Annotated in this window: 27 protein-coding genes; 10 read left to right on the forward strand and 17 right to left on the reverse strand. The window is 63.5% G+C overall.

Annotated features, from left to right (window positions below):
- Positions 1-4: 4 nt before the first annotated feature.
- Positions 5-532 (reverse strand): sigma-70 family RNA polymerase sigma factor, encoded by a 528-nt coding sequence (locus M2361_RS10325; RefSeq protein WP_259248728.1) that lies wholly within the window; start codon positions 530-532, stop codon positions 5-7.
- 160 nt (positions 533-692) lie between these two features.
- On the opposite strand from M2361_RS10325, the gene M2361_RS10330 reads away from it, so the two are divergent.
- Entirely contained in the window at positions 693-1,076 is a 384-nt protein-coding gene (locus tag M2361_RS10330) for a cytochrome c (protein WP_259248731.1), read from the forward strand.
- A gap of 24 nt (positions 1,077-1,100) precedes the next feature.
- Here M2361_RS10330 and M2361_RS10335 read toward each other — a convergent pair whose 3' ends face one another.
- Both M2361_RS10335 and M2361_RS10340 read right to left on the reverse strand, forming a co-directional pair.
- A complete protein-coding gene (locus M2361_RS10335) occupies positions 1,101-2,000 on the reverse strand; it encodes a LysR substrate-binding domain-containing protein (protein WP_259248732.1) in 900 nt (299 codons plus the stop codon).
- A 28-nt stretch (positions 2,001-2,028) separates the two neighbouring features.
- Entirely contained in the window at positions 2,029-2,265 is a 237-nt protein-coding gene (locus M2361_RS10340) for a hypothetical protein (protein WP_259248733.1), read from the reverse strand.
- Between M2361_RS10340 and argH the strand changes: the two genes are divergently transcribed.
- Together argH and M2361_RS10350 are read left to right on the forward strand one after the other, a co-directional pair.
- Positions 2,239-3,657, forward strand: a complete 1,419-nt coding sequence (argH, locus tag M2361_RS10345) for an argininosuccinate lyase (protein ID WP_259248735.1) — start codon at positions 2,239-2,241, stop codon at positions 3,655-3,657. The genes M2361_RS10340 and argH overlap by 27 nt on opposite strands.
- A 42-nt stretch (positions 3,658-3,699) precedes the next feature.
- Complete coding sequence (locus M2361_RS10350) at positions 3,700-4,680, forward strand: tripartite tricarboxylate transporter substrate binding protein (protein WP_259248736.1); 981 nt, start codon at positions 3,700-3,702, stop codon at positions 4,678-4,680.
- A 5-nt stretch (positions 4,681-4,685) separates the two neighbouring features.
- Here M2361_RS10350 and M2361_RS10355 read toward each other — a convergent pair whose 3' ends face one another.
- Together M2361_RS10355 and M2361_RS10360 are read right to left on the reverse strand one after the other, a co-directional pair.
- Positions 4,686-5,645, reverse strand: coding sequence for an LLM class oxidoreductase (locus M2361_RS10355; RefSeq protein ID WP_259248738.1), 960 nt, complete (start codon positions 5,643-5,645; stop codon positions 4,686-4,688).
- Between the two features lie 130 nt (positions 5,646-5,775).
- On the reverse strand, positions 5,776-6,399 hold the full coding sequence (locus M2361_RS10360; protein ID WP_259248739.1) for a glutathione S-transferase family protein: 624 nt from the start codon (positions 6,397-6,399) through the stop codon (positions 5,776-5,778).
- Between the two features lie 119 nt (positions 6,400-6,518).
- On the opposite strand from M2361_RS10360, the gene M2361_RS10365 reads away from it, so the two are divergent.
- The 4 genes from M2361_RS10365 (at position 6,519) to M2361_RS10380 (ending at position 11,629) form a co-directional block, all read left to right on the forward strand.
- The gene (locus tag M2361_RS10365) at positions 6,519-7,400 is read left to right on the forward strand and encodes a LysR substrate-binding domain-containing protein (protein WP_259248741.1); all 882 of its coding nucleotides are present in this window, start codon (positions 6,519-6,521) and stop codon (positions 7,398-7,400) included.
- A 151-nt stretch (positions 7,401-7,551) separates the two neighbouring features.
- The gene (locus tag M2361_RS10370; protein ID WP_259248744.1) at positions 7,552-9,669 is read left to right on the forward strand and encodes a TonB-dependent siderophore receptor; all 2,118 of its coding nucleotides are present in this window, start codon (positions 7,552-7,554) and stop codon (positions 9,667-9,669) included.
- Positions 9,670-9,795: 126 nt separating this feature from the next.
- Positions 9,796-10,479 (forward strand): cytochrome P450, encoded by a 684-nt coding sequence (locus M2361_RS10375; protein ID WP_259248746.1) that lies wholly within the window; start codon positions 9,796-9,798, stop codon positions 10,477-10,479.
- A complete protein-coding gene (locus M2361_RS10380; RefSeq protein ID WP_259248747.1) occupies positions 10,472-11,629 on the forward strand; it encodes a hypothetical protein in 1,158 nt (385 codons plus the stop codon). Before M2361_RS10375 ends, M2361_RS10380 begins: the two co-directional genes overlap by 8 nt.
- 10 nt (positions 11,630-11,639) lie before the next feature.
- Here the strand turns inward: M2361_RS10380 and M2361_RS10385 are convergent, their stop codons facing one another.
- Together M2361_RS10385 and M2361_RS10390 are read right to left on the reverse strand one after the other, a co-directional pair.
- Entirely contained in the window at positions 11,640-12,203 is a 564-nt protein-coding gene (locus tag M2361_RS10385; RefSeq protein ID WP_259248749.1) for a cysteine hydrolase family protein, read from the reverse strand.
- Positions 12,204-12,298: 95 nt separating this feature from the next.
- Positions 12,299-12,760 carry a GNAT family N-acetyltransferase gene (locus M2361_RS10390; protein WP_259248751.1) on the reverse strand — a complete coding sequence of 154 codons (462 nt, stop codon included), beginning with the start codon at positions 12,758-12,760 and terminating at the stop codon, positions 12,299-12,301.
- 164 nt (positions 12,761-12,924) lie between these two features.
- On the opposite strand from M2361_RS10390, the gene M2361_RS10395 reads away from it, so the two are divergent.
- Positions 12,925-13,455 (forward strand): AAA family ATPase, encoded by a 531-nt coding sequence (locus M2361_RS10395; RefSeq protein ID WP_259248753.1) that lies wholly within the window; start codon positions 12,925-12,927, stop codon positions 13,453-13,455.
- Between the two features lie 65 nt (positions 13,456-13,520).
- Here the strand turns inward: M2361_RS10395 and M2361_RS10400 are convergent, their stop codons facing one another.
- The 6 genes from M2361_RS10400 to M2361_RS10425 all read right to left on the reverse strand — a co-directional run bounded on the left by M2361_RS10400 (position 13,521) and on the right by M2361_RS10425 (position 18,312).
- Positions 13,521-14,048, reverse strand: coding sequence for a GNAT family N-acetyltransferase (locus M2361_RS10400; RefSeq protein WP_259248755.1), 528 nt, complete (start codon positions 14,046-14,048; stop codon positions 13,521-13,523).
- Positions 14,049-14,124: 76 nt separating this feature from the next.
- On the reverse strand, positions 14,125-14,784 hold the full coding sequence (locus M2361_RS10405; protein WP_259248757.1) for a hypothetical protein: 660 nt from the start codon (positions 14,782-14,784) through the stop codon (positions 14,125-14,127).
- Positions 14,781-15,596 (reverse strand): SDR family oxidoreductase, encoded by an 816-nt coding sequence (locus tag M2361_RS10410; RefSeq protein WP_259248759.1) that lies wholly within the window; start codon positions 15,594-15,596, stop codon positions 14,781-14,783. Before M2361_RS10410 ends, M2361_RS10405 begins: the two co-directional genes overlap by 4 nt.
- Positions 15,593-16,264: a TenA family transcriptional regulator gene (locus M2361_RS10415; RefSeq protein ID WP_259248761.1), complete on the reverse strand. Its 672-nt coding sequence runs from the start codon at positions 16,262-16,264 to the stop codon at positions 15,593-15,595. The genes M2361_RS10410 and M2361_RS10415 overlap by 4 nt, the downstream gene beginning before the upstream one ends.
- A gap of 6 nt (positions 16,265-16,270) precedes the next feature.
- Positions 16,271-17,752 carry an AMP-binding protein gene (locus tag M2361_RS10420; protein WP_259248762.1) on the reverse strand — a complete coding sequence of 494 codons (1,482 nt, stop codon included), beginning with the start codon at positions 17,750-17,752 and terminating at the stop codon, positions 16,271-16,273.
- The gene (locus M2361_RS10425; RefSeq protein ID WP_242001256.1) at positions 17,749-18,312 is read right to left on the reverse strand and encodes a thermostable hemolysin; all 564 of its coding nucleotides are present in this window, start codon (positions 18,310-18,312) and stop codon (positions 17,749-17,751) included. The genes M2361_RS10420 and M2361_RS10425 overlap by 4 nt, the downstream gene beginning before the upstream one ends.
- 200 nt (positions 18,313-18,512) lie before the next feature.
- Here M2361_RS10425 and M2361_RS10430 point away from each other — a divergent pair, with 200 nt between their 5' ends.
- Entirely contained in the window at positions 18,513-19,184 is a 672-nt protein-coding gene (locus M2361_RS10430) for a response regulator (protein ID WP_259248765.1), read from the forward strand.
- Complete coding sequence (locus M2361_RS10435; RefSeq protein WP_259248766.1) at positions 19,181-20,539, forward strand: ATP-binding protein; 1,359 nt, start codon at positions 19,181-19,183, stop codon at positions 20,537-20,539. The genes M2361_RS10430 and M2361_RS10435 overlap by 4 nt, the downstream gene beginning before the upstream one ends.
- A 46-nt stretch (positions 20,540-20,585) precedes the next feature.
- Here the strand turns inward: M2361_RS10435 and M2361_RS10440 are convergent, their stop codons facing one another.
- The 4 genes from M2361_RS10440 to M2361_RS10455 all read right to left on the reverse strand — a co-directional run bounded on the left by M2361_RS10440 (position 20,586) and on the right by M2361_RS10455 (position 24,117).
- A complete protein-coding gene (locus M2361_RS10440) occupies positions 20,586-22,025 on the reverse strand; it encodes an MFS transporter (RefSeq protein ID WP_259248767.1) in 1,440 nt (479 codons plus the stop codon).
- Between the two features lie 18 nt (positions 22,026-22,043).
- Positions 22,044-22,736, reverse strand: coding sequence for an SDR family oxidoreductase (locus M2361_RS10445; protein WP_259248769.1), 693 nt, complete (start codon positions 22,734-22,736; stop codon positions 22,044-22,046).
- 117 nt (positions 22,737-22,853) lie between these two features.
- Complete coding sequence (locus M2361_RS10450) at positions 22,854-23,444, reverse strand: TetR/AcrR family transcriptional regulator (protein WP_259248771.1); 591 nt, start codon at positions 23,442-23,444, stop codon at positions 22,854-22,856.
- 136 nt (positions 23,445-23,580) lie between these two features.
- Positions 23,581-24,117, reverse strand: coding sequence for a YaeQ family protein (locus M2361_RS10455; RefSeq protein WP_100855334.1), 537 nt, complete (start codon positions 24,115-24,117; stop codon positions 23,581-23,583).
- Positions 24,118-24,869 lie beyond the last annotated feature (752 nt).

Below are 24,869 nucleotides of genomic sequence, written 5' to 3' on the forward strand. Positions count from 1 at the left end.
TGCGCTACTGCCTTTCCAAGGCATACACCAGGCAATGCTCGGTGGCGCGCGCCATGTACTTCTTGACCGAACTGACCGTGACGCCCAACTGCCCGGCGATGTCCGTATAGCTGGCGCCTTCAAGCTGAGACATCAGGAAGGCGCGTCGCACCTTGTGCCCCAGGCCGTGCAGCATGGCGTCGATCTCGCGGATGGTTTCCAGCAGGATGGCCTGCGTCTCGGGGGAAATGGCGTGCGCCTCGGGTTGCTGCGCCAGCGTTTCCAGCCAGGCGCGTTCCAAGACTTGGCGGCGGATGTGATCCACCAACGTGCGCTGCGCCACCGTTGCCAGAAAACTGCGCGGTTGCCGCACGCCCTGCAACTGCGCCATCGACGCCGGCGATGCCAGCAGGCGCATGAAGGTGTCCTGCGTCAGGTCAGCAGCTTCGGCGGGCACGCTCAAGCGCCGTTGCAGCCAACTCCGCAGCCACCCGTGGTGGTCGCGGTAGAGCAAGCCCAGCTCGCGGTGCTCCAGAGATTCCAAGGACGACATGGCGGCAGCGCGATCGCTTCCCAAATTTACGAATGGGAATTGTAATCATTATTGATCGTGCCGAAAAATTTTCATGGTCCAGTTGTTGTTGCCAGGACAGCCCCCGCCTTCTGCGACAATGCGTCCCTCATATCGACCAACATCGACCCAACAAGACCAAATGAACCTAAGGGCAATAGGCATCGCTACGCTGGGAGCCGTGGCGCTGACGCAATCTCCCCTCTCCTACGCGCAGAACATCAACGGAAAAAATCTCTTTACGCAGCGATGTGCCATGTGCCATGGCGCGGATATCAAAGGGACCGGGCCATTGGCCAAGAAGAGCAATCCGCCCACGCCTGACCTGACCACCGCCGCTTTCAAGAAGCGGCTTAGTGACTACCCCGGCGTCATTGTGTCGTCGGTAATACTCCGCCCCAATGGAGACCTGATCCCGCGAACCTTGCGAGAGAACGGTGTGAAGCTGGCGCCGCACACCTGGACGGTTCAGGACTTTCGCGATTTGAATAAATACATGACGGGTGTGATCTCGAAGAGCCGATGATCTTTGTTTGACCTGGGCCGGCCGTCAGCGTCGCTTGGCCGGCGCATTGACCGCGGCCAAGGTCTCGCGCACGCATTCGGCCATACGCCGCGCTAACGTGCTGACCGGGAAGTGGTCGGAGGTAACGGCATAGCTATGAAATTCCACCTTTTCCGAAAACGGGATTTCACGCAGCGCGGAAATGCCCAGGGCGCGCGGCACCACGGGGTTGACGATAGAGACGCCCAACCCCTTGGCGACCATGCTGCAGATGGTGGTGGCGTAGGGGGTTTCGATCGAGAGGATGCGCGCATCGTCGGGAAAGAGGCGATCGATGGCGGCGCGGTTGAAACTGCCGGTGGGTAGCGAGATGAAGTTCTCGTCGCGGAAGTCCGTCGGCATCAACCGCCGTTTCGCTGCGAGCCGATGGGTGCGCGGCACGATGCCGACGCCATGGGCCGTGTTGATGCGCTCGTAGCGCACGCCGGGCAGATCGGTATGCAGCGAACAAAAGCCGATGTCGCAGACGCCGGTGGCCAGCCACTTGGCGACCACGTCCGAACCGCCGGTGTTGACCACCACCGGGATGTCCGAGAACTTGTGCCGGAACAGCGCGATCGCGTCGGGCAACACGCACTGGGTGATGGAGCCGACCGCGCCGACGCGCAACAGGCCGGTGCCACGACGGCGTATGGAACTGGCGCTGTCGTTCAGCGATTCAAGGCCGATGAAGGCGCGTTCGACGTCGGCGTAGAACGCTTCGGCTTCGGGCGTGGGGATGATGCGGGTGCCGACCCGCTGGAAAAGCACGAAGCCCAGGGCCATTTCAAGCAGCGCGATCCAGCGGCTGACGTTCGGTTGCGACGTGTGCAGCAGGCCCGCCGCGGTGGTCATGGAGCGGGTCATCATGACGGCCCGAAAAGCCTCGACTTGTTTGAAATTCATGCGCGGGACCAGATCCGAAAACGGGCGTTCAAATCATATCATTTTTGTATTTGAAGCCGTAAAACTCTGATTTGACGCATGAATTGGCGCGGCGGGAGACTACGGTTTTAAGCCTCACAGCCACCGGACCGATATGGAATCCAAAGTCAGTGCCCGCCTTAAGCAACCCCTCGCCAAAGAAGTGCTGCAGCACATTTTCCTTCCGCGCCTGAACCGGGAGTTCTTCACCAATTTCGAGATGCTCACCCAGATCAACCTGGCGCATCTGCTGATGCTGCGCGAGCAAGGCATTCTTGAGCACGACGCCACGCTGCGTCTGGCGCGCGCGCTGCTCACGATGCAGGCCGACGGCCCCCATGCGGTTGAACTGGACCCGGCGCGCGAGGAAGCCTATTTCAACTACGAGGCGCACCTGATCAAAGCGGTGGGCCAGGAGCTGGGCGGCAGGCTGCACACCGCAAGAAGCCGCAATGACATCGGCGCCACCATCGACCGCATGCGAGCCCGCGATTTCGCCGCCCGCATCGGCACCGCGCTGATCGAGGTGGCGCGCGTCGCCTTGGCTCAGGCCGAGCGCTATGCCGATTGGGTGATGCCGGGCTACACCCACATGCAGGCGGCGCAACCCATTACCTATGGCTATTACCTGTCGGCGTTGGTGGATGCCTGGTCGCGCGATATCCGTCGGCTGGCGCACGCGCTGGACACGGCCGACGCCTCGCCGCTGGGGGCCTGCGCCTTGGCAGGCACGTCGTTTCCGATCGATCGCGCCGACACCAGCGCCATGCTGGGCTTCAGCGCGCCGTTGGCCAATGCGCTGGATGCCGTGGCGTCCCGCGATTTCGCGCTGGAACTCAGCGCAACGCTGTCGATCATGATGGTGACCTGCAGCCGCATGGTGCAGGATTTCTATATCTGGTCCACGCCCGAATTCGGCTACCTGTCGTTCCCGGACAGTATCGCCAGCACGTCCAGCATCATGCCGCAGAAGAAGAACCCAGCGGTGCTGGAATACCTGCGCGGCAAGACGGGCCACCTGATCGGCCTGACCAGCGCGGCGCTGTCCACGGTCAAGTCCACCCATTTCACCCACTCCGGCGACAGCAGCCGGGAAAGCACCCGCACCTGCTGGGAGGCCTGCGAAGAGGCACTGAAGGCGCTGGAGCTGATGCGCCTGCTGGTGGAGCAGGTCGAACCCAACCGCGCGCGCATGGCGGCACGCGCAGCGGATGACTTCTCGACCGTGACCGATCTTGCGGACCTGTTGGTGCGCAAGGCCGACGCCTCGTTTCGCGATGCGCACCACATCATCGGCGCGGTGGTTCGGCAGGCGCTGGAGCAGAACTTGCCGGCGCACGCCATCACCCCGGCAATGATTTCGACCGCTGCGCAAGAACAGTTGGGCCGGCCGGTGGCACTGGCGGCCGACGACATCGCCGCCTGCCTGGATCCGGTGCGCAACGTGGCCGCGCGTGTGTCGCTCGGTGGCCCGGCACCGCAATCGGTGCGGCTGCATCTGCGGGAACAACAGACGATTCTCGACGCACATCAGGCGGTGATTGACGCTGCACGGCAACGCGCCGCCGACGCCAGCGAAATGCTGCGCCGGCGCGTCAATGCGCTGGTCAAGCAGGAATCTGGCGTAGCCGCCGCCTGAGGCATCGCCGTATAAATCAACCAAGGCAAGGGGAATTCAATCATGTTCAAAGTCAAAGTACTTTCTTTTGCCGCGGCGCTGACCGCGGCCATCAGCCTCAACCCGTTGGCCCACGCAGCTGCTGACTATCCCAGCAAGCCGATCACGCTGGTTGTTCCATTCGCCCCGGGTGGCACGGTGAACCTGATGGGACGCTTGCTGGCTCATCACATGTCCGAGACGCTGGGGCAGACAGTCATTGTTGAAAACAAGCCCGGCGGGGGTGGCAGCATCGGCGCCAACTTCGTGGCCAAAGCGGCGCCGGACGGCTATACCCTGCTGCTGGCGACGATGGGGCAACAGTCGATTCAGCCGCTGATATCGAAAAACCTGCCCTACAACGCTGACAAGGATTTCGCGCCGGTAGCGCTGTTCTCGACGGTACCCAATGTGCTGGCGGTGTCCAAGGACACACCGGCCACGACCGTGGCCGAGCTGGTGGCCTATGGCAAGGCAAATCCCGGCAAGCTGAACATGGCATCGGCCGGCATCGGTTCGGTCAATCACATGACGGGCGAGCTGTTCATGTTCCGTTCTGGCGCCCGCTTCGAGCACGTGCCATATCGCGGCGCGGGGCCGGCGACGTCGGACCTGCTGTCGGGCCAGGTACAGGTGCTGTTCGCCAACCTGCCGAATGTGCTGCCCTACGTGAAGTCAGGGCAGGTGCGGGTGCTGGCGGTGGCCAGCGACAAGCGCAGCGATTCCATCGCCGATATTCCCACGCTGGCCGAGGCCGGTGTGAAAAACGCGGTCGTCGAGTCCTGGTACGGCGTGATGGCGCCAGCCGGCACCGATCCGCAGGTGCTGCGCAAGCTACAGGACACGGTCGTCGCCCTGGCCCGCGACAAGGCGATGGTGGAGCAACTGGCTGAGCAAGGTGCGGTGCCGTTCCCGGGCAGCAGCGAAGACCTGGCGAAGCTGTCCGCCGAGGAAACACGACGCTGGAAGCAGATCATCGACAGCGCGAAGATCCAGGTGAATTAAGGCCTTCACCACGCAACCGTCGACGCAGGCACCGCCCCGTGCGATGGAAAATGCGGCAACACGTCGGCGGCCAGCTCCTCCAACACCTCGGATGCCGGGCGCTGCGAAAACTGTATCCCCAGGGCGGCGTGGTTCACCCCCGCCGCCTGCCACGCTTCCAGCAACGCCATCAGGCCCTTGCGCCCCGTGCGCAGCACATAGCCGCCATGCAACGGCGTACGCGGATAGTCGGGGTCATCCACCAGGTCTATCCATTCGTTGGTCATGTGCGGGCGGAATGCGCCCCCGGGAACAAGGTCGCGCCAGGCACGGATTTTTTCCGCCAGATGCTGGGGGCCTGTGGCGGTATGGGTCGCATTGGGATACGTCAGCCAACCGTCCGCGTGCTCGGCAATCCACGCGAGCGACTGGCCGGACGAGCCCGTCACCATCATCGGAATCGCGCCCGCGACGGGCTTGGGCAGGAACTCGGCGCCCTTGAAATGACCCAGCGGCGAATCGATGGCCAACGGCCCGGCCTGCATAAGCTGGCGCATGTAGCTGAGCGCTTGGGCGAAGCGCTCTGCCCGATCCCCGTGTTCCAGCCCATAAGCCGGGAACTCAATCGGTCTGTCGCCCGACGCCACGCCCATCACCAGGCGGCCGCCAGACAACTGATCAATCGTTGTGGCGGCTTTGGCCAGGTCGATGGGGTGACGCAAAGAGACGACGGCGCTGCCGCTTGCCAGCGCCACGTGCTTCGTACGCGCGGCCAGATAGGCCAGATAGGTGAAAGGGTCGAACACCTGCCCGGCATCCCCAAAGGACGGATCGAACAAGGGCACGTCACGGACCCACACGGCAGCAAAGCCCTGCCTGTCGATCTGGCTGACAAGATCTGCCTGGCCGGCGAGCACGGCCATGTCCCCGGCGTAGTGGCGCAGTGGCAGGAAGATGCCAACGGTCAATTTATCCGGCGCGAACATGCGACGGTATCCGGGGTGTGCGTAAAAAGCGGCGTAGCACGCGCCGCTCGTGGGTGCGGGGAAGTGGGTTGCGTTCATTGAGTTGTGTGATTGGGTCGTGATCGGGTTGTGATCGGGCAGTGCCTTGTCTTCACGGGCCGGTTGCCGGCGCCGGCAACGTGATGCCCTTGCGTACGGCGGGTCGATCCGCCACGCGCTCGTGCCATGCGCTCAAGTGACGATGCCGGCTGAAGTCGAAATGGATGATTCGCGCGATGTGCGTCCAGCCGAAATGGGCAATGTCCGCAATGGAATAGTCGTCACCGGCCAGATAAGCGCGATTTGCCAGCACGCGATCCAGCACCGCGAACGCGTCTTCGGTAAGACGCCGATATCGGTCGATGGCGCTGGGAATGGGTTCCGGCGCAAAGAGCTCGAAGTGCACGCGCTGGCCCAGCATCGGCCCCACGCTGGAGGCATGAAACTGCAACCACTTGATGGCTTCCCAGCGGGCAAGCGGGCCCGAGGGCAGCAGCTTGCCCGTCTTGTCGGCCAGGTACAGCAGAATGGCCGCGGACTCAAAAAGCACCACGCCCGTCTCGCTGTCCGTCAGCACGGGAATGCGGCCATGGGGGTTCAGCGCAAGAAAGTCCGGCTGGCGATGTTCGCCTTCATCGATGCGTACGTGGTGCAGGCGATAAGGCAAGGAAAGCTCTTCAAGTGCAATGCTTGCCTTGAAGCCATTGGGCGAGCTGTCGGAATAAAGATGCAACATAGCGGCTATAGATAAACTAAATTACTGGGTTCGCAGGGAGAGCATGAATTCTCATCCTTTCAATGCGTGGATAGAAGCGATGCTTTCTACTGATTAAATTTAGTAAATCTAAACTTCCTATGACCTATCCCTTGCAAGCGCTGCGCACCTTTGTGGAAGTGGGACAGCGCGGCAGCATCAAGGCTGCGGCACAGGCGCTGCATGTCACGCCTGGCGCGGTGAGCCAACAAATTCGATTGCTGGAAGACCGCCTGGGCGTCGTATTGCTGGAGCGCGAGCGCCTTGGCATGCGCCTGACCGCTGCGGGCGCAAGCTTTCATCCCAAGGTACAGAATGCGTTCCTTCAAATTGACCAGGCCGTGCATGCCTTGGAAGCAGCCAAGGGCGGCAAGAGTCTGACGGTCAGTACAGTGGCCGCGTTTGCGGCGTCTTGGCTGGTGCCCCGGCTGGGGCGCTTCAAGCAATTGCATCCTGATATCGAAGTCCGCGTGGAAGCCACGTCTGACCTGGTTGACCTGCGCCGTGATCGCGTGGACGTGGCCTTGCGCCATGGGCTGGGCGACTATCCCGGGTTGGAGGTCAGGCCGCTGATGGCGCCCGTCTTGATGCCGGTGGCTTCGCCCACCTTTATGCAGAACCAGCAGGCCGTGATCCGTGAAGCCCGCGATTGCCTGAACTATCCCCTGCTACACGATTCCGACCGCGCGGACTGGCCGCTTTGGCTGAAGGCGCACGGGGTCGATGACGACGCGCGCGCCGAACGCGGCAACGCATTTGAGGATGACTTCTTGCTGATCCGCGCAGCAGAGGCGGGCCAGGGCCTGGCGCTGGTTCCAGAAGCCTATGCCCAAGATGAAATCGCGGCGGGTCGGCTCGTGCAGGTGCTGGACAAGCCGTGGCCCGCGCGATTCGCTTACTACACCGTGACCCGGCCAGATGCTGCGGACCGCCCGGAAGTGCGCGCCTTCCTGGATTGGATAGGGGTAGAGGCCGCGTCCTAGCGCCAGCAGCCTGCTACCCGCTTCGGGCCAAGGCTGCTCGCCGCCCCGTTGTTAAAACCCGACATCGACCCCGCACACCATTTGTTGCAAATGCGAATCGATCGCACTAATAGTAAGATCGCGCCTCTTTCAAAAATTCTCGGATCCTGGAATGCGGCGCGTCATCCTCTCGGCATGTTTACTGAACACGGCAGTTCCCGTGGTGCTGGCCAATGACATCGGCGAGGCCAAGCCCATCGAACTGGATGCGGTCAGCGTGTATGGCGATGCCGAGCGCGCCGATGGTCCGGTGATCGGCTATCGCGCCACCCGTTCGCTAAGCGCCACGCGCACCGACACCGCGCTGCACGACGTGCCGCAATCCATCAGCGTGGTGCCGCGTGACGTGGTCGAGGACACCAGTGCAACGCGCTTAGAACAAGTGCTGGACTACGCCGGCGGCGTCGGCCGCGCCAACAACTTTGGCGGACAGGGGCTGACCACCGTCACCGTGCGCGGCTTCACCACCGGCGAGTACTACCGCAACGGCTTTCCCATGAATCGCGGCTATCCCAACGCGCCCGATTCCTACACGCTGGAACGCCTTGAAGTGATCCGTGGCCCCAACACCAGCCTGTATGGCCGGGGTGACCCCGGCGGCACGTTCAACGTGGTCACCAAGCAGCCCGAAGCAGAATCGCGCGTGACCGTGGGCACGCAGTTCAACACGCAAGGCATGCGCCGCGCCACCCTTGACACCACCGGCGCGCTGAACGAGGACGGCAGCCTGACCTACCGCGTCAACGCGCTGGCCGAAGGCGGCGACAGCTTTCGTGACGACGTCAGCACCGAACGCTATGGCATTGCGCCCGTGATCAGTTGGCAGCCCAGCGCCGCCACCCGCATCACGCTGGAAGCCGAGCTGATGCGCAACAACCACCCGCTGGATCGTGGCCTGACCCGCTATCCCAACCAGGCCGGACGCGCCTCGCGCGACACCAACGTTTGGGAAACCGGTACCGACAACAAGCTGCACAACGACAACAACCTGGTGCAACTGCGCTTTGAACACGCGCTGAACGACAACTGGAAGCTGGGCGGCGGGGCGCAGTGGCTGGATGGCACCTTGAAGGGCAACGCGGTTGAAGCCAACGCGCTGCAAGCCGACGGCCGCACGCTGGGCCGCAACTTCAACTACCGCAAGCTGGATTGGACCGACCGCGACGTCCAACTGAACCTGACCGGCAACTTCAACACCGGCGGGCTGCGCCACACCTTGCTGACCGGGGTGGAAGTGGAAGACTACGACTACCAGTCGATCATCCAGCGTTCGGCGGCGGGCGCCAATGCCTACCCGATCGACCTCTTCGATCCGGTATTGGGGCAACCGCGCCCTGCCCTGACCCGCACCACCACGCACGACAAGGAAAACCTCAAGACCTGGGCCGCCTTCGTGCAGGATCAGGTGGCGTTGACCGAGCGCTTCAAGGTGCTGGCCGGCTTGCGCTTCGAGCACTTTGAACACACGTACCGCGACCGGCTTCCCACAGGCGCAAGCTGGCGCGCCACGGATTCGGCCATCACGCCCCGCCTGGGCGTGATCTACGACCTGACCGACACGCTGGCCGTCTACGCCAACACGGCTCGCTCGTACAAGCCGAACACGGGCGCGGACCGCCAGGGCAATGGTTTCGACCCTGAAAAGGGCAAGTCTTTTGAAGTGGGCGCCAAATGGGAACTGCTGGACCAACAGCTAAGCGTGGACGTGGCGGCCTACCAGATCGACAAGACCAACGTGCTGACCGTCGACCCCGCCGACTCCACCTACCGGGTGGCGGCCGGCGAAGTGCGCAGTCGGGGCTTTGATCTGAACGTGGCGGGCAACATCACGCGCGAATGGCGCGTGATCGGCGGCTATTCATTCGTGGACGCCAAGGTGACGAAGGACAATACGCTGCCCACGGGTACGCGCCTGGCCAACATCCCGCGCAACACGTTCAGCCTGCTCAACATGTACGAGTTCCACGAAGGCCCGGCACGCGGCCTGGGCCTGGGTGTGGGCGTGCGCTATGTGGACGACCGTGCCGGCCAGACCGTTGCCACGTCGTACAACATGGGCGCCTACGTGGCCGTCGACCTCTTCAGTTTCTATCAGGTCAACAAGAACCTGCGCGTGAACCTGGACGTGACGAATCTGTTCAATCGCAATTACGACGAGGGCGCGTTCAACACCTACGTGTATCCGGGCGCGCCGCGTACCGCGCAACTGGGGATCAGCTACACGTACTGACGCCGGGACGGGAGTCGTTCGGGCGGGATGGGCAGACGGTGAACGCGGCAGTATCATCGCTCTCCTATGCGCACACACCCTTCCTCCCCCATTCATGCATTTGGCGCTTGGCCTTGGCGCATCGGCATGCTTGCCCTGGCCGCATTGATGGCGCTGCATGTCGGCGCGCTACGTGCGGCCGACCTGCATGTGGCCGAAGTGCATGTGGCAGAAGTGCATGTGGCAGAAGTGCGTCCGGCTGAGCTACCTGCCGCCGAAGTACCTGCCCAGCCGTTTGACCGCCAACTGGAGAACCAGCGCTACCAGCAATGGCTGGACGCCTTCCGGCAAGACCTCCAGACACTGCGCCAGTCGCCCGACCCGGCCAATGCCGACATCGACGCGCTGTTCGCCAAGACGCTGGTGCCCGGCTCGCGCGCCACGCAAGTGGTCAAGTCGCTGGTGCAGGCGCCGGGTGCAAGCACGCACGGGGAAATCCGTTTCGTAGGCATCCTGCGCGTGTTCCTGGGCGCCTTGTCCCAATCGGTAGTGGCCGGTGATGGCGGCGTGTATCCCGACACGCAGGCCGCATACAAGTCGCAGACTTTGCGCGTGCGTTACATGCATGTGGATGGTGGCGGGCGGCTGGAACGCTACTTCGATAATCCAGAGATTTTCAACCCCTACCGGTTGCCGGACCCGGGCGTGTTCGAGCGCAACGCCTACCCCTTCTTGCTCTTTGAAGACAGCCACGGCACGTTGCGTCTGGGTGGCGTGTCCAAGGAATTCTGGGACTTGGTGAAGTTCATGGACGCGCTGCAATATGCGTAAGCTGCCGCGCGTCTTGATGCTGTTGTTGGCCGCCACGCCGGTGCTGTTCGCCTCAACGGGCCACGCCGCCTGCGGCCCGGTCGATACCGATTTCTCGGTGACGCCCACCCTGCCCGCCGTGCCCGTCCTCATTGCCCTGGACGACGACCGCGTGCTGCTTGGCAAGCGCGGCGAGCGCGTGCCGACCCATCGCAAGCTTGCCTGGATCGACGACGCCGGCGACCTGATGCCGCTCACCTGGGCGGACAAGGTCGACTGGTCCGCCTATCGCGCCAGCGGCAAGACCGCGGGCGCCGCGCCAACCAAGCTGTACTTCGACCCGGACGGCCGCCTGTGCCGCGTGGAACGCTATCGCGCCTTACGCGGCCAGGCCGTGCTTGATGGCGGCTTCGCGCTGTCATACGACACAGCGGGCGAATTGGCCGCGTACATCGAGTACCAACGCGAATACCAACGCGAATACCAACAGGCCGGCGCATCCAGCGCGCAGCCCTACACCGCCACCCGCCGCGCCTGCCTGCAACGCGACGCCAAGGGCCAACTGACCACGTTCATCGACGATGGCTGCGGCGAGGCCCAAGGCGCCGGCCCCAGCCGTCACTACGTGCGGGACGGCTCCGGCCGCTTGCTGCGTGTGATCGACATGCTGTCCTCGAACCAGCCGGTGGCGGTCCAGACCATGGATGCGCAAGGCAAGCCCGGGGCACGATACGTGCGCCAAAGCCCCAACTACCATGCGCCTGGCGTCAGCCTGGCGCTGACCGCGTATCCCACGCCACCGGGCCAAACATCCGATCGCCTCTTTCCCTTGCATCGGGAAGCATTGGCCGCGCTACCGGTCGAGGTGCCCGAAAACCCGTGGCGCGTAGTCAGGATCAAGGACGATGTGCCGCTGGACGACGACATGATGTCTTGGGACCCTGACACGCAGATGGTGCTGGCCGAAGCCGCGCAGGGCACGCCCAACGGCGCGGTCTTGACGCCGGCACAGCAAAAGCAGGTGTGGCAAGCCATGGGCGAATACCCAGGGCGCGTCTTTTTCTACCCGGACCCGATGACACGGGTGATGCTGCTGCCCGCTATGGCGCCGGAAAAGTGGAAGGCGTGTAGCGACCCGGCGAACACAGCCACGGACGCTTGCGCGGGCTGAGCGGCTGAGTTCAAGAACCGGATCGTGTGAAATCCACGTGCTGGCTTTCAACAACACCGCCCGAGCGACCCGGCGCCTTTTGATTTGCCCAGTACATATTCGTATGGCTGATCACGGCGGCAGGCGGTGGTGCACCGTTGTGCGTCATGTCTACTGTTGTGTGAGCGTCGCTAACCAGCGTCGCGTCATAGCCACGCGCCAAGGCACCGTGCAACGTAGACCGAACGCACATGTCCGTCTGGGCGCCCGTCACAACCAGCTTGCCCACGCGATGCGTTGCTAGCACCTGCTCAAGCCGGGTGTCTTCAAAGGCGTCGCGATAGTGCTTTTCAACAATATCCTCGCCTGGCGCCGGGCTAAGTTCGGGAACGATTTTCCAGGCTTCGCTATTCACTTCCAGGTCTTTGCCGGCATGCTGGATCCAGATAACCGGCACGCGCGCCGCTCGTGCCCGCTCGATAAGAACGTTGACCGCGCCAAGCACCTCTAGCCGTCGGTGCGCGGTCGCGACGACACCGTTTTGAAGGTCAATAACGACTAATGCCGTGTTGGGGCGATCCGCTAAGGTGGTCATTTTGCTGGTGCGTATTCTGGGAAGATTGAAAGTGTCGACGGTAAGGTGCCTTGGCATCAAGGGGATCTTTCCCGACCCCGCCCCGACCCCAACGCTTACCCGACGGCTTGAAACTTCAGAAAGCGTTGACCTTCGTAGGCCAGTTCACCCACAAACTCAAAGCCTAGCCTGGCCAAACCTCTCAGTCGTGACCGGCTGGGCGGCAGCAGGATGCTTACCGGTCCGATACCAAGCGCATGGCGGCGGCTCATGACGTGGCGAAAGATCATCGCGCCCTGCCCCCAAAACTTCGGCAGCAGCACCAATGCAAGGTCGGCCTCGTCGCCTTCCTTCTGAAAGCCGCCCCAGCCCGCAAACCTGCCATCAATCCGAATGGCCCAAGGTCCATAGCCGTTGGTCAGCCACTGCGCGTCTTTTCCCTTGGCCCAATCGGCGACGGCATCCTCGGTCCAGTTGCCGCCGTCTAGCGGCATATGACGAACCACGTCGGGGTGGGCCAGCAAGCCTAGCCAGTCCTCTGTCGGGATATCAGCGAAAGCGTGCAGCGAGAGCGCCATGTGTTTTCCGTGTGAAAGTTCGGGCTCGACGTTCGAGGCCGGCGAGCGGAAGGGCAAGTTTACGGCGGCTTTGGCCTGTGCATTCAAGCGTTAGACGGAAGGCCTTTGTGCAGCAAGAAACGCATGTGTGAAAATGCAGCCTGCACAGAAATGCGGGCATCGCAATGATGAGACTAAACGCTCTGGGTCCACGAATCTGTCTTCTGGGTCCGTCAAATAGCGGGAAATCGACGTTAGCGGAAGCTATCTCCCGCAAGCAGGGCCTGCCGGCCGTTCATCTCGATCAGCTTTATCACACGCCACACACCGATTGGCAGCCTCGGCCCGAGGCAGAATTCCTACGCTTGCATCAACAGGCCATTCAACAAGAGAAATGGATTATCGAGGGCAACTACACACGCAGCTTGGACCGACGCCTGGAGCGTGCCACAGGCTTCATCCTGCTGGACACATCGACGCTTACCAGCCTGTTTCGTTACCTTCGTCGAACCTGGTGGGAGCACGATCGGCGTGGCGGCTTGGAGGGCGGCAAGGATTCAGTGAAGTGGCGGATGATTCACCATATCGTCGGTGTGACGCGAACCAACCGCCGACGCTATGCAGAAATGTTCGAGAGCATTGATATACCGAAGGTAAAGCTGGCAACAAGCGCTGAGCTGAAGCGGTTCTATAAGACGGAACAGCTTCAGGGCTAGCCGTCGTGAGATGGTGCCGGAACCTGCGCTCCGCACTCCTCGACATCAAGAAGGCGCTCTGAATCTCAGCGTGGAAACACCACCGCGTACATCCAGAAGTCACGCGCCTCTCCCCGAACCTTGCGGTAACCGCTCAACAAACCTTCGCGTTGCATGCCCAGACGTTCCAGCACAGCAATTGACGACTCATTGGTATCAAGAACGGTGGCTTGGATACGCTGAAGGCCCAGCATGTCGTGCGCCCAGTGCATGACAGCATGCGCTGCCTGCGTCGCCAAGCCTCGACCGCGATGTTCTGGGGCGAGATCATAGGCAAGTTCAGCTCGACCGTGGGAGCGAGCGATTTCATTCAGTCCCACCGTGCCCAACAAAGTTTCGCCTGCATCCACGATCGCCCAGCGCAGCGCATCTTGTTGCTTGGCATATTCTTGGATGAGAGCCGCGAGAGCCGTTGCACTGACGTCACCCCAGCTCGTATGTTCAATAACGCCAGGCTTACTCAAATATGCTGACCAGGCTTCGGCATCAATGGGTTGAAGAGACCGTAAAGAAACATGAAGTGCGCCGGGTACAGGTATGGAAGCGATCTCCATCGAACAGTTCCTTTCCTATTTTGTAGATTGGGGTGCACAGAGTCACTCGCTTATGAGACTGCCGAATTTTAAGCCCCTATCGCACCGTATCCAGCAACGCCTGGGCCTCCTGTCTGCGCCCGGCATCCGCCACTTCCCTGCCCGGCCGGGGCGGCGCCTTCAGTGCTTTCTCAAGGTACGGAATGGCCTCCGTCTTTCGGTTCCGATAAACCAGGTAGTCGGCATAGAAGTAGTTGGCGTCGATTCCATCGGGATTCAGCGCCAGCGCCTGTTGCAGCAAGGCTTCGGCTTTCTTGTTGTCGCCGAACCCGACCGGCCAGCCGGGCACCTTGTAGTACAGGACGCCCAGGCTGTTCAAGGCGGATCCGCCCAGCGCCTTGCTATCGATCTGGATCGCCGTTTCATATTCCGCCTTGGCCTGCTTGGCCAAGCCCAGCGCACCCAGCCCGCCTTTGGCGCCCGCCCAAGAGCTCAGGATGATGCCCTCCCAGATATGCGGTTCTGCGCGGGTGGCATAGCGCGCCGTCAGCGCGTGCGCCGATTGCGACAGCGCCTCGAAGCGGGCCTCGCGTTGCTTGGCGGGGGTCTGGTATTGGATCACCGCCCAGTCATCTTGCAGGGCTCGGATGCCCTGATCAAGTTCTGCGGGAGCGGGCGCGGCAAAGGCCGAGAAGGACAGTGCGGCGCCCGCCAGCAGGCCGGCAGCCGCGTGCAGCAAAGAAAATCTTTTAATCATGAAGAGGCTCCTGAGGGAAATTTCAAGGACGTGAGCGCGCGGCGGTGCTTTGCGAATGCACCGTCCAGCCACTCGGGACACAATCCGTTCAAACGCGCCGCAATTGCTTCGAAGCCGCCGGCGAAACCTTGGCGCGATTCGCTGTGCAGCATGCGTGACACGCAAGCCGCGACCGTCTCCGGCGTATCGCTGGCGGAGCCGGTGGCGTTGTTGAAAGCCTGGACCTCACGCGAATTGAAGGGCGTTTCAATCGCCCGGGGCGCGTAGTACTGCACCCGTACCGTCGAGTCCGCGAGTTCGCGCCGCAGCGACTCGGTATAGATGCGAAGCGCGGCCTTGCTGGCGCCATAGACCGAGAAGCCGGGCACCCCGAGGCTGCCCAGCGTCGATCCGATATTCAGCACCTGGGCGCGTGGACGGCTACGCAATAGCGGCAGCATTCCAGCCGTCAGCATCATGGGCGCCACGACATTGGTCTCCATCACGCGACGGGCGTCTTCGGTCTGCACGGCCTGCGCGGGCCCGAACGCCGCGACCGCCGCGTTGTTGATCAGCACGTTCGCGCATCTGGCCGCGGCCGCGTCGATGATCGCGGCACGACCGTGATCCGTCGTCACGTCCACCACCAGGGCGTCGACGCGCGAGCGGTCCTGCGCGCCGGCATTCAGCGATTGCGCCAGCGCCAGCAGCGGACCCGCCGTGCGCCCGATCAAAAGCAGACGCGCGCCTTCCGCGAACAGTTGCCGAGCGATGGCGCTGCCCAGGCCGCCCGCGGCGCCGGTCAACACGATGGAGGCATCGCGCGGGCTCATGCGGCCTCCGCTTGGGTCTGCGCGCGTGGCAATGCACGGAAAATCGCGCCATACAGCGCGTAGAACATGTTGGCGGCGTGTATCACCGCAGCCTGGTCGTCGGCATCATCCAGCCGGTTCATCAGTTCGGCGAAGTGCGCGGTGTGTTCCTGGTCCAGCGTGCCATGCGAGCGCAAATAGCTGAAGGCGGATGCCGGAAGCGCCAGATTTTGCTGGATCTGATCGGCTGCGTTCAGCGCAAGCGCGACGCTGGTGCCTTCCAGCACGTGAACCATCCCGAAAAATCCCACCGGGTTCTTGCGGGCGATCGTGTCATAGGCATAGGCCACCATCACCTCGGTCTGGGGGCCAGGCCCGGCCAGGCGGATCTCGTCAGCGTCTTGCCCCAGCGCCCGCAGATCATTCAGGATCCAGGCGTCGTGCCCGGTTTCCTCTTCGATGTATTCGTCGATGGGCGCCAGCATCCAGGCCAGCCGGGCCGGCATGCGGGCACGGCACGCATGCATCAGTGGCACGGTATGGCTGACGTGGTGGTAGGCCTCGCGCAGGAATGCGATGTAGGCGGGCAAGGCGACCTTGCCGCGCAAGCAATCCTGGATGATCGGAATCGCCACCAGCGATTCTCGGCTTTCACGGGTCTGAGCAATCAGTTTTTCAAAAAAGGTCATGACGATTTACACCAGAGGTTGTGCGGTTGTCCGCGAAAACAGGTCGGCATGCAGGTCCGCCACGGCGGCACGGCGCGGGCGGCCGTTGGCGGTGGCCATGCCGCTGGCCGCGCTGAACTCGGCCCGCGCGCGCATCCACGGGCCGATCCGCGCGTAGTCGGGAAGTGCGGCGTTGGCGCGATCGATACTGGCGCGTATGGCCTCGTCACCCACCTCGCCTAGCGGCCAGATCACAGCGCCCAGCTCGGACTGGCCTTCGCCCAGCACCACGGCCTGGGCGATAGCGGCCTGGTTCGCCAGTCGCAGCTCTATCCACTCGGGCGACACGTTGCGCCCGAAGCCCGTGATCAACAGATTCTTCTTGCGTCCATCAATGTGCAGAAACCCCGCTTCATCCAGCCGCCCCAGGTCACCGGTGGGCAGCCACTGCCGTGGCGCGGTCTGCTGGCCCAGATAACCCAACGCATGCGTGCCGGCCACCTCGATTTCACCGTCGGCCGTTACGCGCAAGCTCGCATGCGGCAAGGGGCGGCCCGCCGATCCCGGACAGTCGGCGCCGGGCAAATTCAGGGTCTGCACCGAGCAGGCTTCGGACAGGCCGTAGCCTTCGTAGGCGGGCAGCCCGTGCGCGCGGGCGGCGGCCAGCAATTCCGCGCCTACCGCCGCGCCGCCCACCGCCATCAAGCGAAGCTCAGGTGGGGCGCCGCTGCCCGTCGCCCGCAGCCAGCCGGTATACGCGCGCAGCATCTGCGGCAAGACGATGACGCTTTGCGCCTGCGCATCGACAAGCGCCGCATGAAAAATGGCGGGATCAAAGCGGGATGAGCCCTGCAAGCCGGTCTGAATCAAGGGGCGCGTAGTGATCGCCGCCCCCTCGATCAATGGCGAATAGACGCCGGCGATGTTCTCCAACAGCACAGGAAGCGGCAAGGCGGTCAGGTGGCGTCGTATGCCCAGCGGCCGGGTCGCCGCCGCCAGGCTGGCGGCCACGGCCAGCATTTCGGTAGCGCCCAGGCACACCCCCTTGGGGCTGCCCGTCGACCCGGAGGTGAACGTGATCTTCGCAGTTCCGCGCGGCAATGGCGCGGCGCTTGCCGTGCGCCGGAACAGCGCCGACGCATGCGGCAAGGCCTCGGCCACGTCAAAGCCGAATGCATGCAGCATGGCTTGCATCGACGACGGACCTACGACGGTATTCACGCCGGCCGCGTCCAGCGTTTGACGCCACTGGTCCGGCGTGAAGAACAGGGGCAAGGGCACGTGCACCACGCCCGCCAGCAAGCACGCCAGGTCGTGGACGATCCAGTCGGCGCCGTTATCCATCAGTGACGCGGTGACTTGCGCGCGATGGGTCCCGAGCAGATCTGCCCGTGTTTGCACCCGCCCCAGCAAGCCTGCGTAATCCAGTGATTCCTTGCCAGTCTGTAGCGCAATGCGGCTGCCGCGGCCCGGGTCGCGCAATAGGGAAAAAAACTCGGCGACGTTCATGCGTCCTGCTCCGGAAAGTGTTCAAGGATGGCGTGCAGGCGTCCCGCGAAGACATGGGGCGCATGGGCGTAGTAGTCGCCCCAATCGCCGCGTTCCTGCTCGTTCAGGTGATCCGAGGTGGCCGCTGAAATCGGCTGGTGCGCCAAGCCCATGCGGGCGAACAGGTGGTGCAACTCGCTGGTCAGGGTGCTGACCGCCCAGTCGAAACCTTGCTGGTGCAGGTGGCGCGCAAGCAGCGGCACCAACAGCCGCCCGCCACCGGGCCGGGCCGAGGCAAACTGGCCCGCTTCCACGATCAGGCGGCGCGCTACCGGCGCGTTGTGGTCACGCAGATATTGTTCTATCGGCGCCGCCAGGTAGCGTTCAAGAAACAAGGAATCGTCCGCGCCCCGGTAGCCGGCTGCCGCGAGGATTTCTCCGTCTTCCTGCACGCTTACGAGCGTGGGCAGCCAATCTTTCAGCGTTGCGCCAAACCGTTGCTGATAGCGTTGATGAATGTAGGCTTCCACGCGGCCACGCATGGGGTCGCCGACGGGGTGGATATGCAGCGTACGAGACACAGCCCTTGGCTGCGAGGCGATCGAACTCTGCGTGGGCAGCGATAAAAACTTGGTTTGCGGCATACTGGCATCCGGTCGATGTGGCGTCGGTTTATCGACATCTGGTGCGCAGCTTAGGCAGCCAACCTTAATGAGAAATTAACGGGTGCGTGGTGGTAATCTCAGCCGAATATCGCGCGAAGGCAATGCGAAGGCAATAAATGAGAATCCTCATCATTGAAGACGACCCGCTGATCGGCGATGGCTTGAAATCCGGCCTGCGCTTGCTGGGCTATGCCATCGACTGGTTCTCCAGCAGCCGCGAAGGCGACCAGGCCATGGACGTGGTGCACTACGATGCCGTGGTGCTGGATCTTGGCTTGCCGGGCGAAGACGGCGTGGCGCTGCTCAAGCGCTGGCGCCGCAATGGCCGCAGCTTGCCGGTCGTTATCCTGACCGCGCGCGAAGCCGTCGAAAGCCGCATCGCGGGGCTGGATGCCGGCGCGGACGACTACCTGATCAAACCCATCACGCTGGACGAATTGGCGGCACGCTTGCGGGCGGTGACGCGGCGCGTGGCGGGCAAGCCCGAACCCGTGTGGCGCCATGGCCATCTGGACTACCACCCTGCCCTGCACGAAGTGCACTGGAAGGGCCAAAAGGTGGATCTGACCACGCGCGAAGCGCTGCTGCTGGAACTCTTCCTCACCCATCCCAACCGTGTCCTTACCCGCGACTTCATTCGCGACAAGCTCTACGACTGGGACTCGGAACTCGAAAGCAATGCGCTTGAGGTATTCGTACACCACCTGCGCAAGAAAATTCATCCCAAGATTGTGCGCACCGTGCGTGGATCAGGCTACGCGCTGGGCCAAGTGGACGCCGACTCATGACCTTGCAACGCAGGCTTATTGTTGCCGTGCTTCTGGCCGCGCCGCTCGCTTGGCTGATCACCATCGCCGGAACCTACTGGCGCGCCTCGCACGAGATCAACGAACTCTACGACACCGACATGCTGCGGCTCGCGCAGCAGACGCTGGCCATCTCCGCATTGATTCCCCCGTCCGCTACCCTGCTGCCCACGCCCGCCAAGACGCCGTCTTCGGCGAATACGGGCGACGCGGGGCTGGGGGATCTCTCTGTCGCGATTTGGCGGGGCGCCGGCGCGCCGCTGGTGCTGGATCCCGAAGCGATGCAGTTTCCGCGTGAGGGCGATAGAGAGGGATTCTTCGAAAGCGTCGTCAGTGGCGAGCCCTGGCGGCTGGTCTACTTGAGCGATGCGTCCAACCAAACCCGCATTGCCGTTGGACAGCGCATCGGCGAACGCAACGACCTGGTGGTTGCCTACATCGCCGGCCAGATTGTTCCCTGGCTGGTGGGGCTACCCGTGCTGATCGCTTTGCTGATCTTCGCCGTACGCCAGGCGATGCGCCCGGTACGAGATCTATCAAAGCAGTTGGAGCGACGCCGCCCTGATGACGCCACGCCCTTGGCAAGCTCGCAAGTACCGGGCGAACTGAAGGTGCTTACCGACGCGATGAACGGCTTGCTGGCGCGCGTTGGAACGCTGATCGAACAAGAACGGCGCCTGACGGCAGACGCTGCCCACGAGTTGCGCACGCCCTTGGCGGCCGTAAGGGCCCAATGGGACGTGGTGCAACGTACCCAGGATGCCGCTGAACGACGCCAGGCCCAGGAGAGCGTGACTCGCGGCATGGAAAGACTGGACCGGCTGGTGTCGCAATTGCTGACCATGGCTCGTCTGGACAGTGCCAACCATGCGGACTTTGGTGGCTCCGTCGATTGGCGTGTGGTGGCTGAACAAGCGGTGGGAGACTGCCTTTGGATCGCCGACCGGCGCGATGTCGACATCGCCGTGGAATGGCCCGAAAGCGGCGTGCTGCCGCTGCCGATGGCCGGTGATGAAAACGCGCTGACGATCATGCTGAAGAACATTCTGGACAACGCGATTCGCTACGGCCCCCGGCATTCCCGCGTCCGCCTGACCTTCTCGGCCACGGACATCACGGTCGATGACGAAGGCCCGGGCATCGCCCCCGACGTACTCCCCCGGTTGGGCGATCGATTCTTGCGCGCGGCGGGGCATGAAGAAGCCGGTAGCGGGCTGGGCGTGTCGATTGCTCGCCGCATTGCTCACAACCACGGCATGAACATCCGGTTTGCGATGCGCGAGGCGGCAATCGACTTTGAGCCCGGACTACGTGTCACGATCCGGCGCGGAGAGTAGCGCGGCTTGCTTCCTGCGGTATTGCGCACTTCGTGCCCCCACCCGTTCACCCCTTGCCCGGCCGCGTATCCACCGCCAGGCACAGCAAGGCCGTCAACAACGCCAGCCCCACATGTCCCATATACAAGGGCGAGAAATCCGCGTGGCTGACCGCGCCCTGCCCCAGCAGCAACACCGTGATCGCCACGCCCATTACCCCGCCGATCTGCCGTGTGGCCTGATTCACCGCGCTGCCCACCGCGTAGTGTTGCGCCGGCAAACGGCTGACGGCGGCGCCCGACAAGGACGGCAGCACCATCCCCACGCCGATGCCGCTTAACAGCAGGCCCGGCAACCACTGCGTCAGATAAGCGGGTTGTTCGCCCGGCACCAGCAAGAACCACAGACCGCTGGCCGCGTAGATCAAGGACCCCATCACCAGGAACGGCCGGTGGCCCAGGCGCGCCGCCAGCCTGCCCGTGATGATTGCCGTCGGCATGACCAGCAAGGGGCCGGGCGTGACCGCCAGGCCCGCGCGCGGCAGGCTGTAGTGCCACACGCCCGTCATATAGAAGAAGAAGGCGAAGAACATCATGGCGAATGCAATGCCGAAGCTGAGCGTGGCCAGGTTCACATAGCGGTAGGTGCGGTGCTTGAACAAGGCCAGATCCACCAGCGGATGCGGCGTGGAACGCGCCCAGGCCACGAACGCGCCCATCGACACCACTCCCACCACAGCCACCACCAGCAGTTCCACACGGGTCCAGGAGGGGGATTCCGACTGCACCGTCGCCAGCGCCAGCGCGCCCACCGCCACCATCAACAAGACCATGCCCACGCCATCCACACGGCGGCGCGCTTCGGGTTTGACCGATTCCTTCAACAGCCCGGCGCCAAACCAGAGCGACACCGCGCCCAGCGGCAGATTGATGTAGAACGCCCAGGGCCAGCCCGCCATGTCCACCACGAACGCGCCCAGGCTGGGGCCGATGGCCGCGGCCAAACCGCCCACCGCGCCCCACAAGCTAACCGCCACCGCGCGCTTTTGCGGGGGAAACGCCGCCAGCACAATCGACAGGGACGCGGGCGTCAATAGCGCCGCGCCCACCGCCTGCAACACACGCGCCGCAATCAACCACCCCACGCTGCCGGCCAGGCCACAGGCGGCGGAGGCGGCCAGGAACAACATCACCCCCATCATGAACATGCGCTTGCGGCCATGCGTGTCGGCCAGGCCACCCGACGGAATCAGCATGGCGGCGTACACCACGGTGTAGGCGTTGAGCACCCAGGACATGTCAGCGGCCGACGCCTCGGGAAAGCCCGCGCGCAAGGCGCCAAAGGCCGCGTACAGCATGGTGGCGTCCAGCGACACCAGGAACACGGCAATGCTGGCCACCCAGAAGACGGGCCAGGGCGAAGCCGTGACAGGCGCGGCGGTCCCGGCGGTGGGCGCTGTGGTCGCCGCTGCGGTCGGCGGCGTTTGAGAATGCGCGTTGGCATGCATGGTGATTTTGCCCCGGGCCTACAGGTAGACGGACGGATTGGCCGACAAACCTTGCTTCACCTGACGGGTCCGCTCATCGGCCAACACTTCTTCCGCACCCGCTTCCAGGCCGTCGAACGCCTGGTTGACGATGGCGTCCGGCGTGGACTTCGGGCCATCTATGCCCTTGGTCAGATCGGTATCGACAAAGCCCATGTGCAAGCCCAGCACCTGCGTGCCCTGCGCGCGCAGGTCGTGACGCAGCCCGTTCGTCATGGCCCAAGCGGCCGACTTGCTCATGGCGTACAGGCCCAGCGGCTGCCCGTTGATCCAACTGGCAATCGATAGCACGTTCAGCAACGCACCACCGCCATTGGCGGCCAGCACCGGTGCAAACGCCTGGGCCACCCGCAGCGAACCAAACAGATTGACGTCCAGGTGGCGTTGCGCCGATTCGATGGCGTCGGCGTCCAGGAAGCCGCCCATGGCCGCGACACCCGCATTGTTGATGACCAGCGTCACGTCCGTGGCGCGCGCCGCGGCGGCCGCCACGTCAGCCGGGTTGGACACATCCAGCTTGATGGCCTCGACCCCAGGCAAGGTGATCGTGGACGGGTCACGCGCGGCGGCGTAGACCTTGCTGGCGCCACGGGCCAGCGCGATGCGCGCAAAAGCCAAACCCAGACCGCGGTTGGCGCCGGTAATCAACACGACTGCATTCTTGAGATTCATGATGGGGTCCTTGTCGGGAAGTAGAGACTGCTGACTGGTTTAAATATGATGATCATCATATTCATGTTGGATAAAAAGGCCGCGCACAGCGGCCTGGAAATCGGTAGGCGGTCAAGCTCATGAAGCCGCCACCGTGTCGTATTGGTCAAGAATGCTCTGACGGGCCGACGCCAGCACGGCGCGCCCCTCCGGGTTATCGCCCAGCGCGCGCGCCAGTTGCAGCGCACCCACCAACGTACTGGTCACCGCTGCGGCGGCGTGTTCCCCCGCGTCCGGGGGCAAAACGCCACGCACCGCCTGCATCAAGCGTTGCACGCGCGCGGCCGCCACCTCGCGCACATCGGGCGACTGGCGCGGCATCTCGGAAGCCAACGCCGCCACCGGGCAACCCGACTCGCAGCCTTTCAGATGCGCATCGCCCAGATAGGCGTCCACCCAAGCCCGCAGCGCGCTGGCGCCCTCGGCCTGACGCTTGGCCACGCTTTGCATCATGCGCGACGCGCCATCGCGCCCGGCACGTTCCATCGCGGCGGCCAAGAGCGCATCGCGCGACGGGAAATGCGCGTAAAACCCGCCATGCGTCAGCCCGGCTTCCTTCATGATGTCGGCCACGCCCACCCCGGCATACCCTTCCCGCCGGATGGCGCGCGCGGCGGCGTCAACAATCCGTTCGTGAGAAAGCGCTTTGCGGTTGGAGGGGCCAGACATGGTCAGGATCCTGAAATATGATGATCATCATATTAATCCCGCAAAAATCCGGCGTGCAAGAAAAATCTGGGGGATTTTGTAACTGCGGGGGTGTGACTACGAGGGTGTAACGACACAGCCCCCGCAGGCGCGGCGCTTAGCGCCAGACCTCGGGTTCGACGCTGACCTCGCCCTTGTCGGCCGAGAAATACACGATGCCGTCCGAGATGTTGGCGTTCAGCTGCATGGTGCGCTCGGCCAGCTTGGCCAGCGCCCGGCTCTGGTCGGACGGCAGGTTCACCACCTTCAGGTTGCGGGTGCGTTCGAGCTTGTTGCGCACGCCATCCCACCAGATCTTGCTGGCCGACCCGCCATAGCAATAGACGATGACCTCGTCCGCCCGCCCACAAGCGCGCAGAATGCGGCGCTCTTCGGGCTGGCCCACTTCAATCCACAGCTTGACCGCGCCGGTCAGGTCCTTGACCCACAAGTCGGGCTCGTCGGTATCGCTCAACCCCTTGGTGAACGCCAGTTCTTCCTGCGCATGCAGGGCAAACGCCACCAGGCGCACCATCATGCGTTCGTCCGTTTCAGAGGGGTGGCGGGCGACCGTCAGCGCATGGCTGCCGTAGTAATGACGGTCCGTGTCGGCGACGTTGAGTTCGGCCTTGTAGATGGTGGCGCGCAGGGCCATGGCGAAAAATCCGTAGTGAATGGTGCGAATTGCGTGAAGCCCGCCATGATACCGCCTGAGCAAATCAAGGGGGAATTGCACTGCGGCCGGCGCCTTTTCGTATCGATCGCCCGAAGATTATGACCGTTACCGCCGCCCTCTTCGTCTTCACCCTTGCCGCCGTCATTTTGACCATCACGCCAGGGCGGGAGTCATGCGGGGATTGGACCGGATGACGGGGCGGCGTTTATTGTGTTTGGGTTGAGATTGGCGTTGGAGAGGCGGTAGGTTTTTGCGGGGGGTGATTGATGGGTTACGCGCGATGGAGGTTGGCGTTTTTGTTCAAGGCATGCCGCGCTTCACCCATCCTACAGGTGAAGCTGGCGCCGTTGGTTGCGTTGGCGATGTCGGCAGCACCAGCGGAGCACCTAGCCGCCCAAATGCCAAAAAAGGCCGCCCGCGCGGCCGGTTTTGGCGGCCCTGCAAGACCTTCCGCCAAACCACCCCCCGTGGCAAGAATGCCAAGCACACCGTTCGCCCCAGCGTCCGTCACCGGCTATGGCTGGAGCGTTTGGCGTTGGGGCGAGGGTGAGCGAGGCGAGTCGATGCGCCCGAGGGAATCCGAAGGCAGCCGCCGCAGGCGGCAACGAGGATGACGAGGGGGAAGTCCGGAGCGAAGGCTCCGGACCGCAATCGTTGAGCCAAGCTCATCCTCGCCCCGACGCCGAACGCGCCTTAAGAACCAACATCCCAGGAGTGACATTGCATCCCCA

The organism is Achromobacter sp. JUb104 (assembly GCF_024806975.1).
Classification (GTDB): Bacteria; Pseudomonadota; Gammaproteobacteria; order Burkholderiales; family Burkholderiaceae_B; genus Achromobacter; species Achromobacter spanius.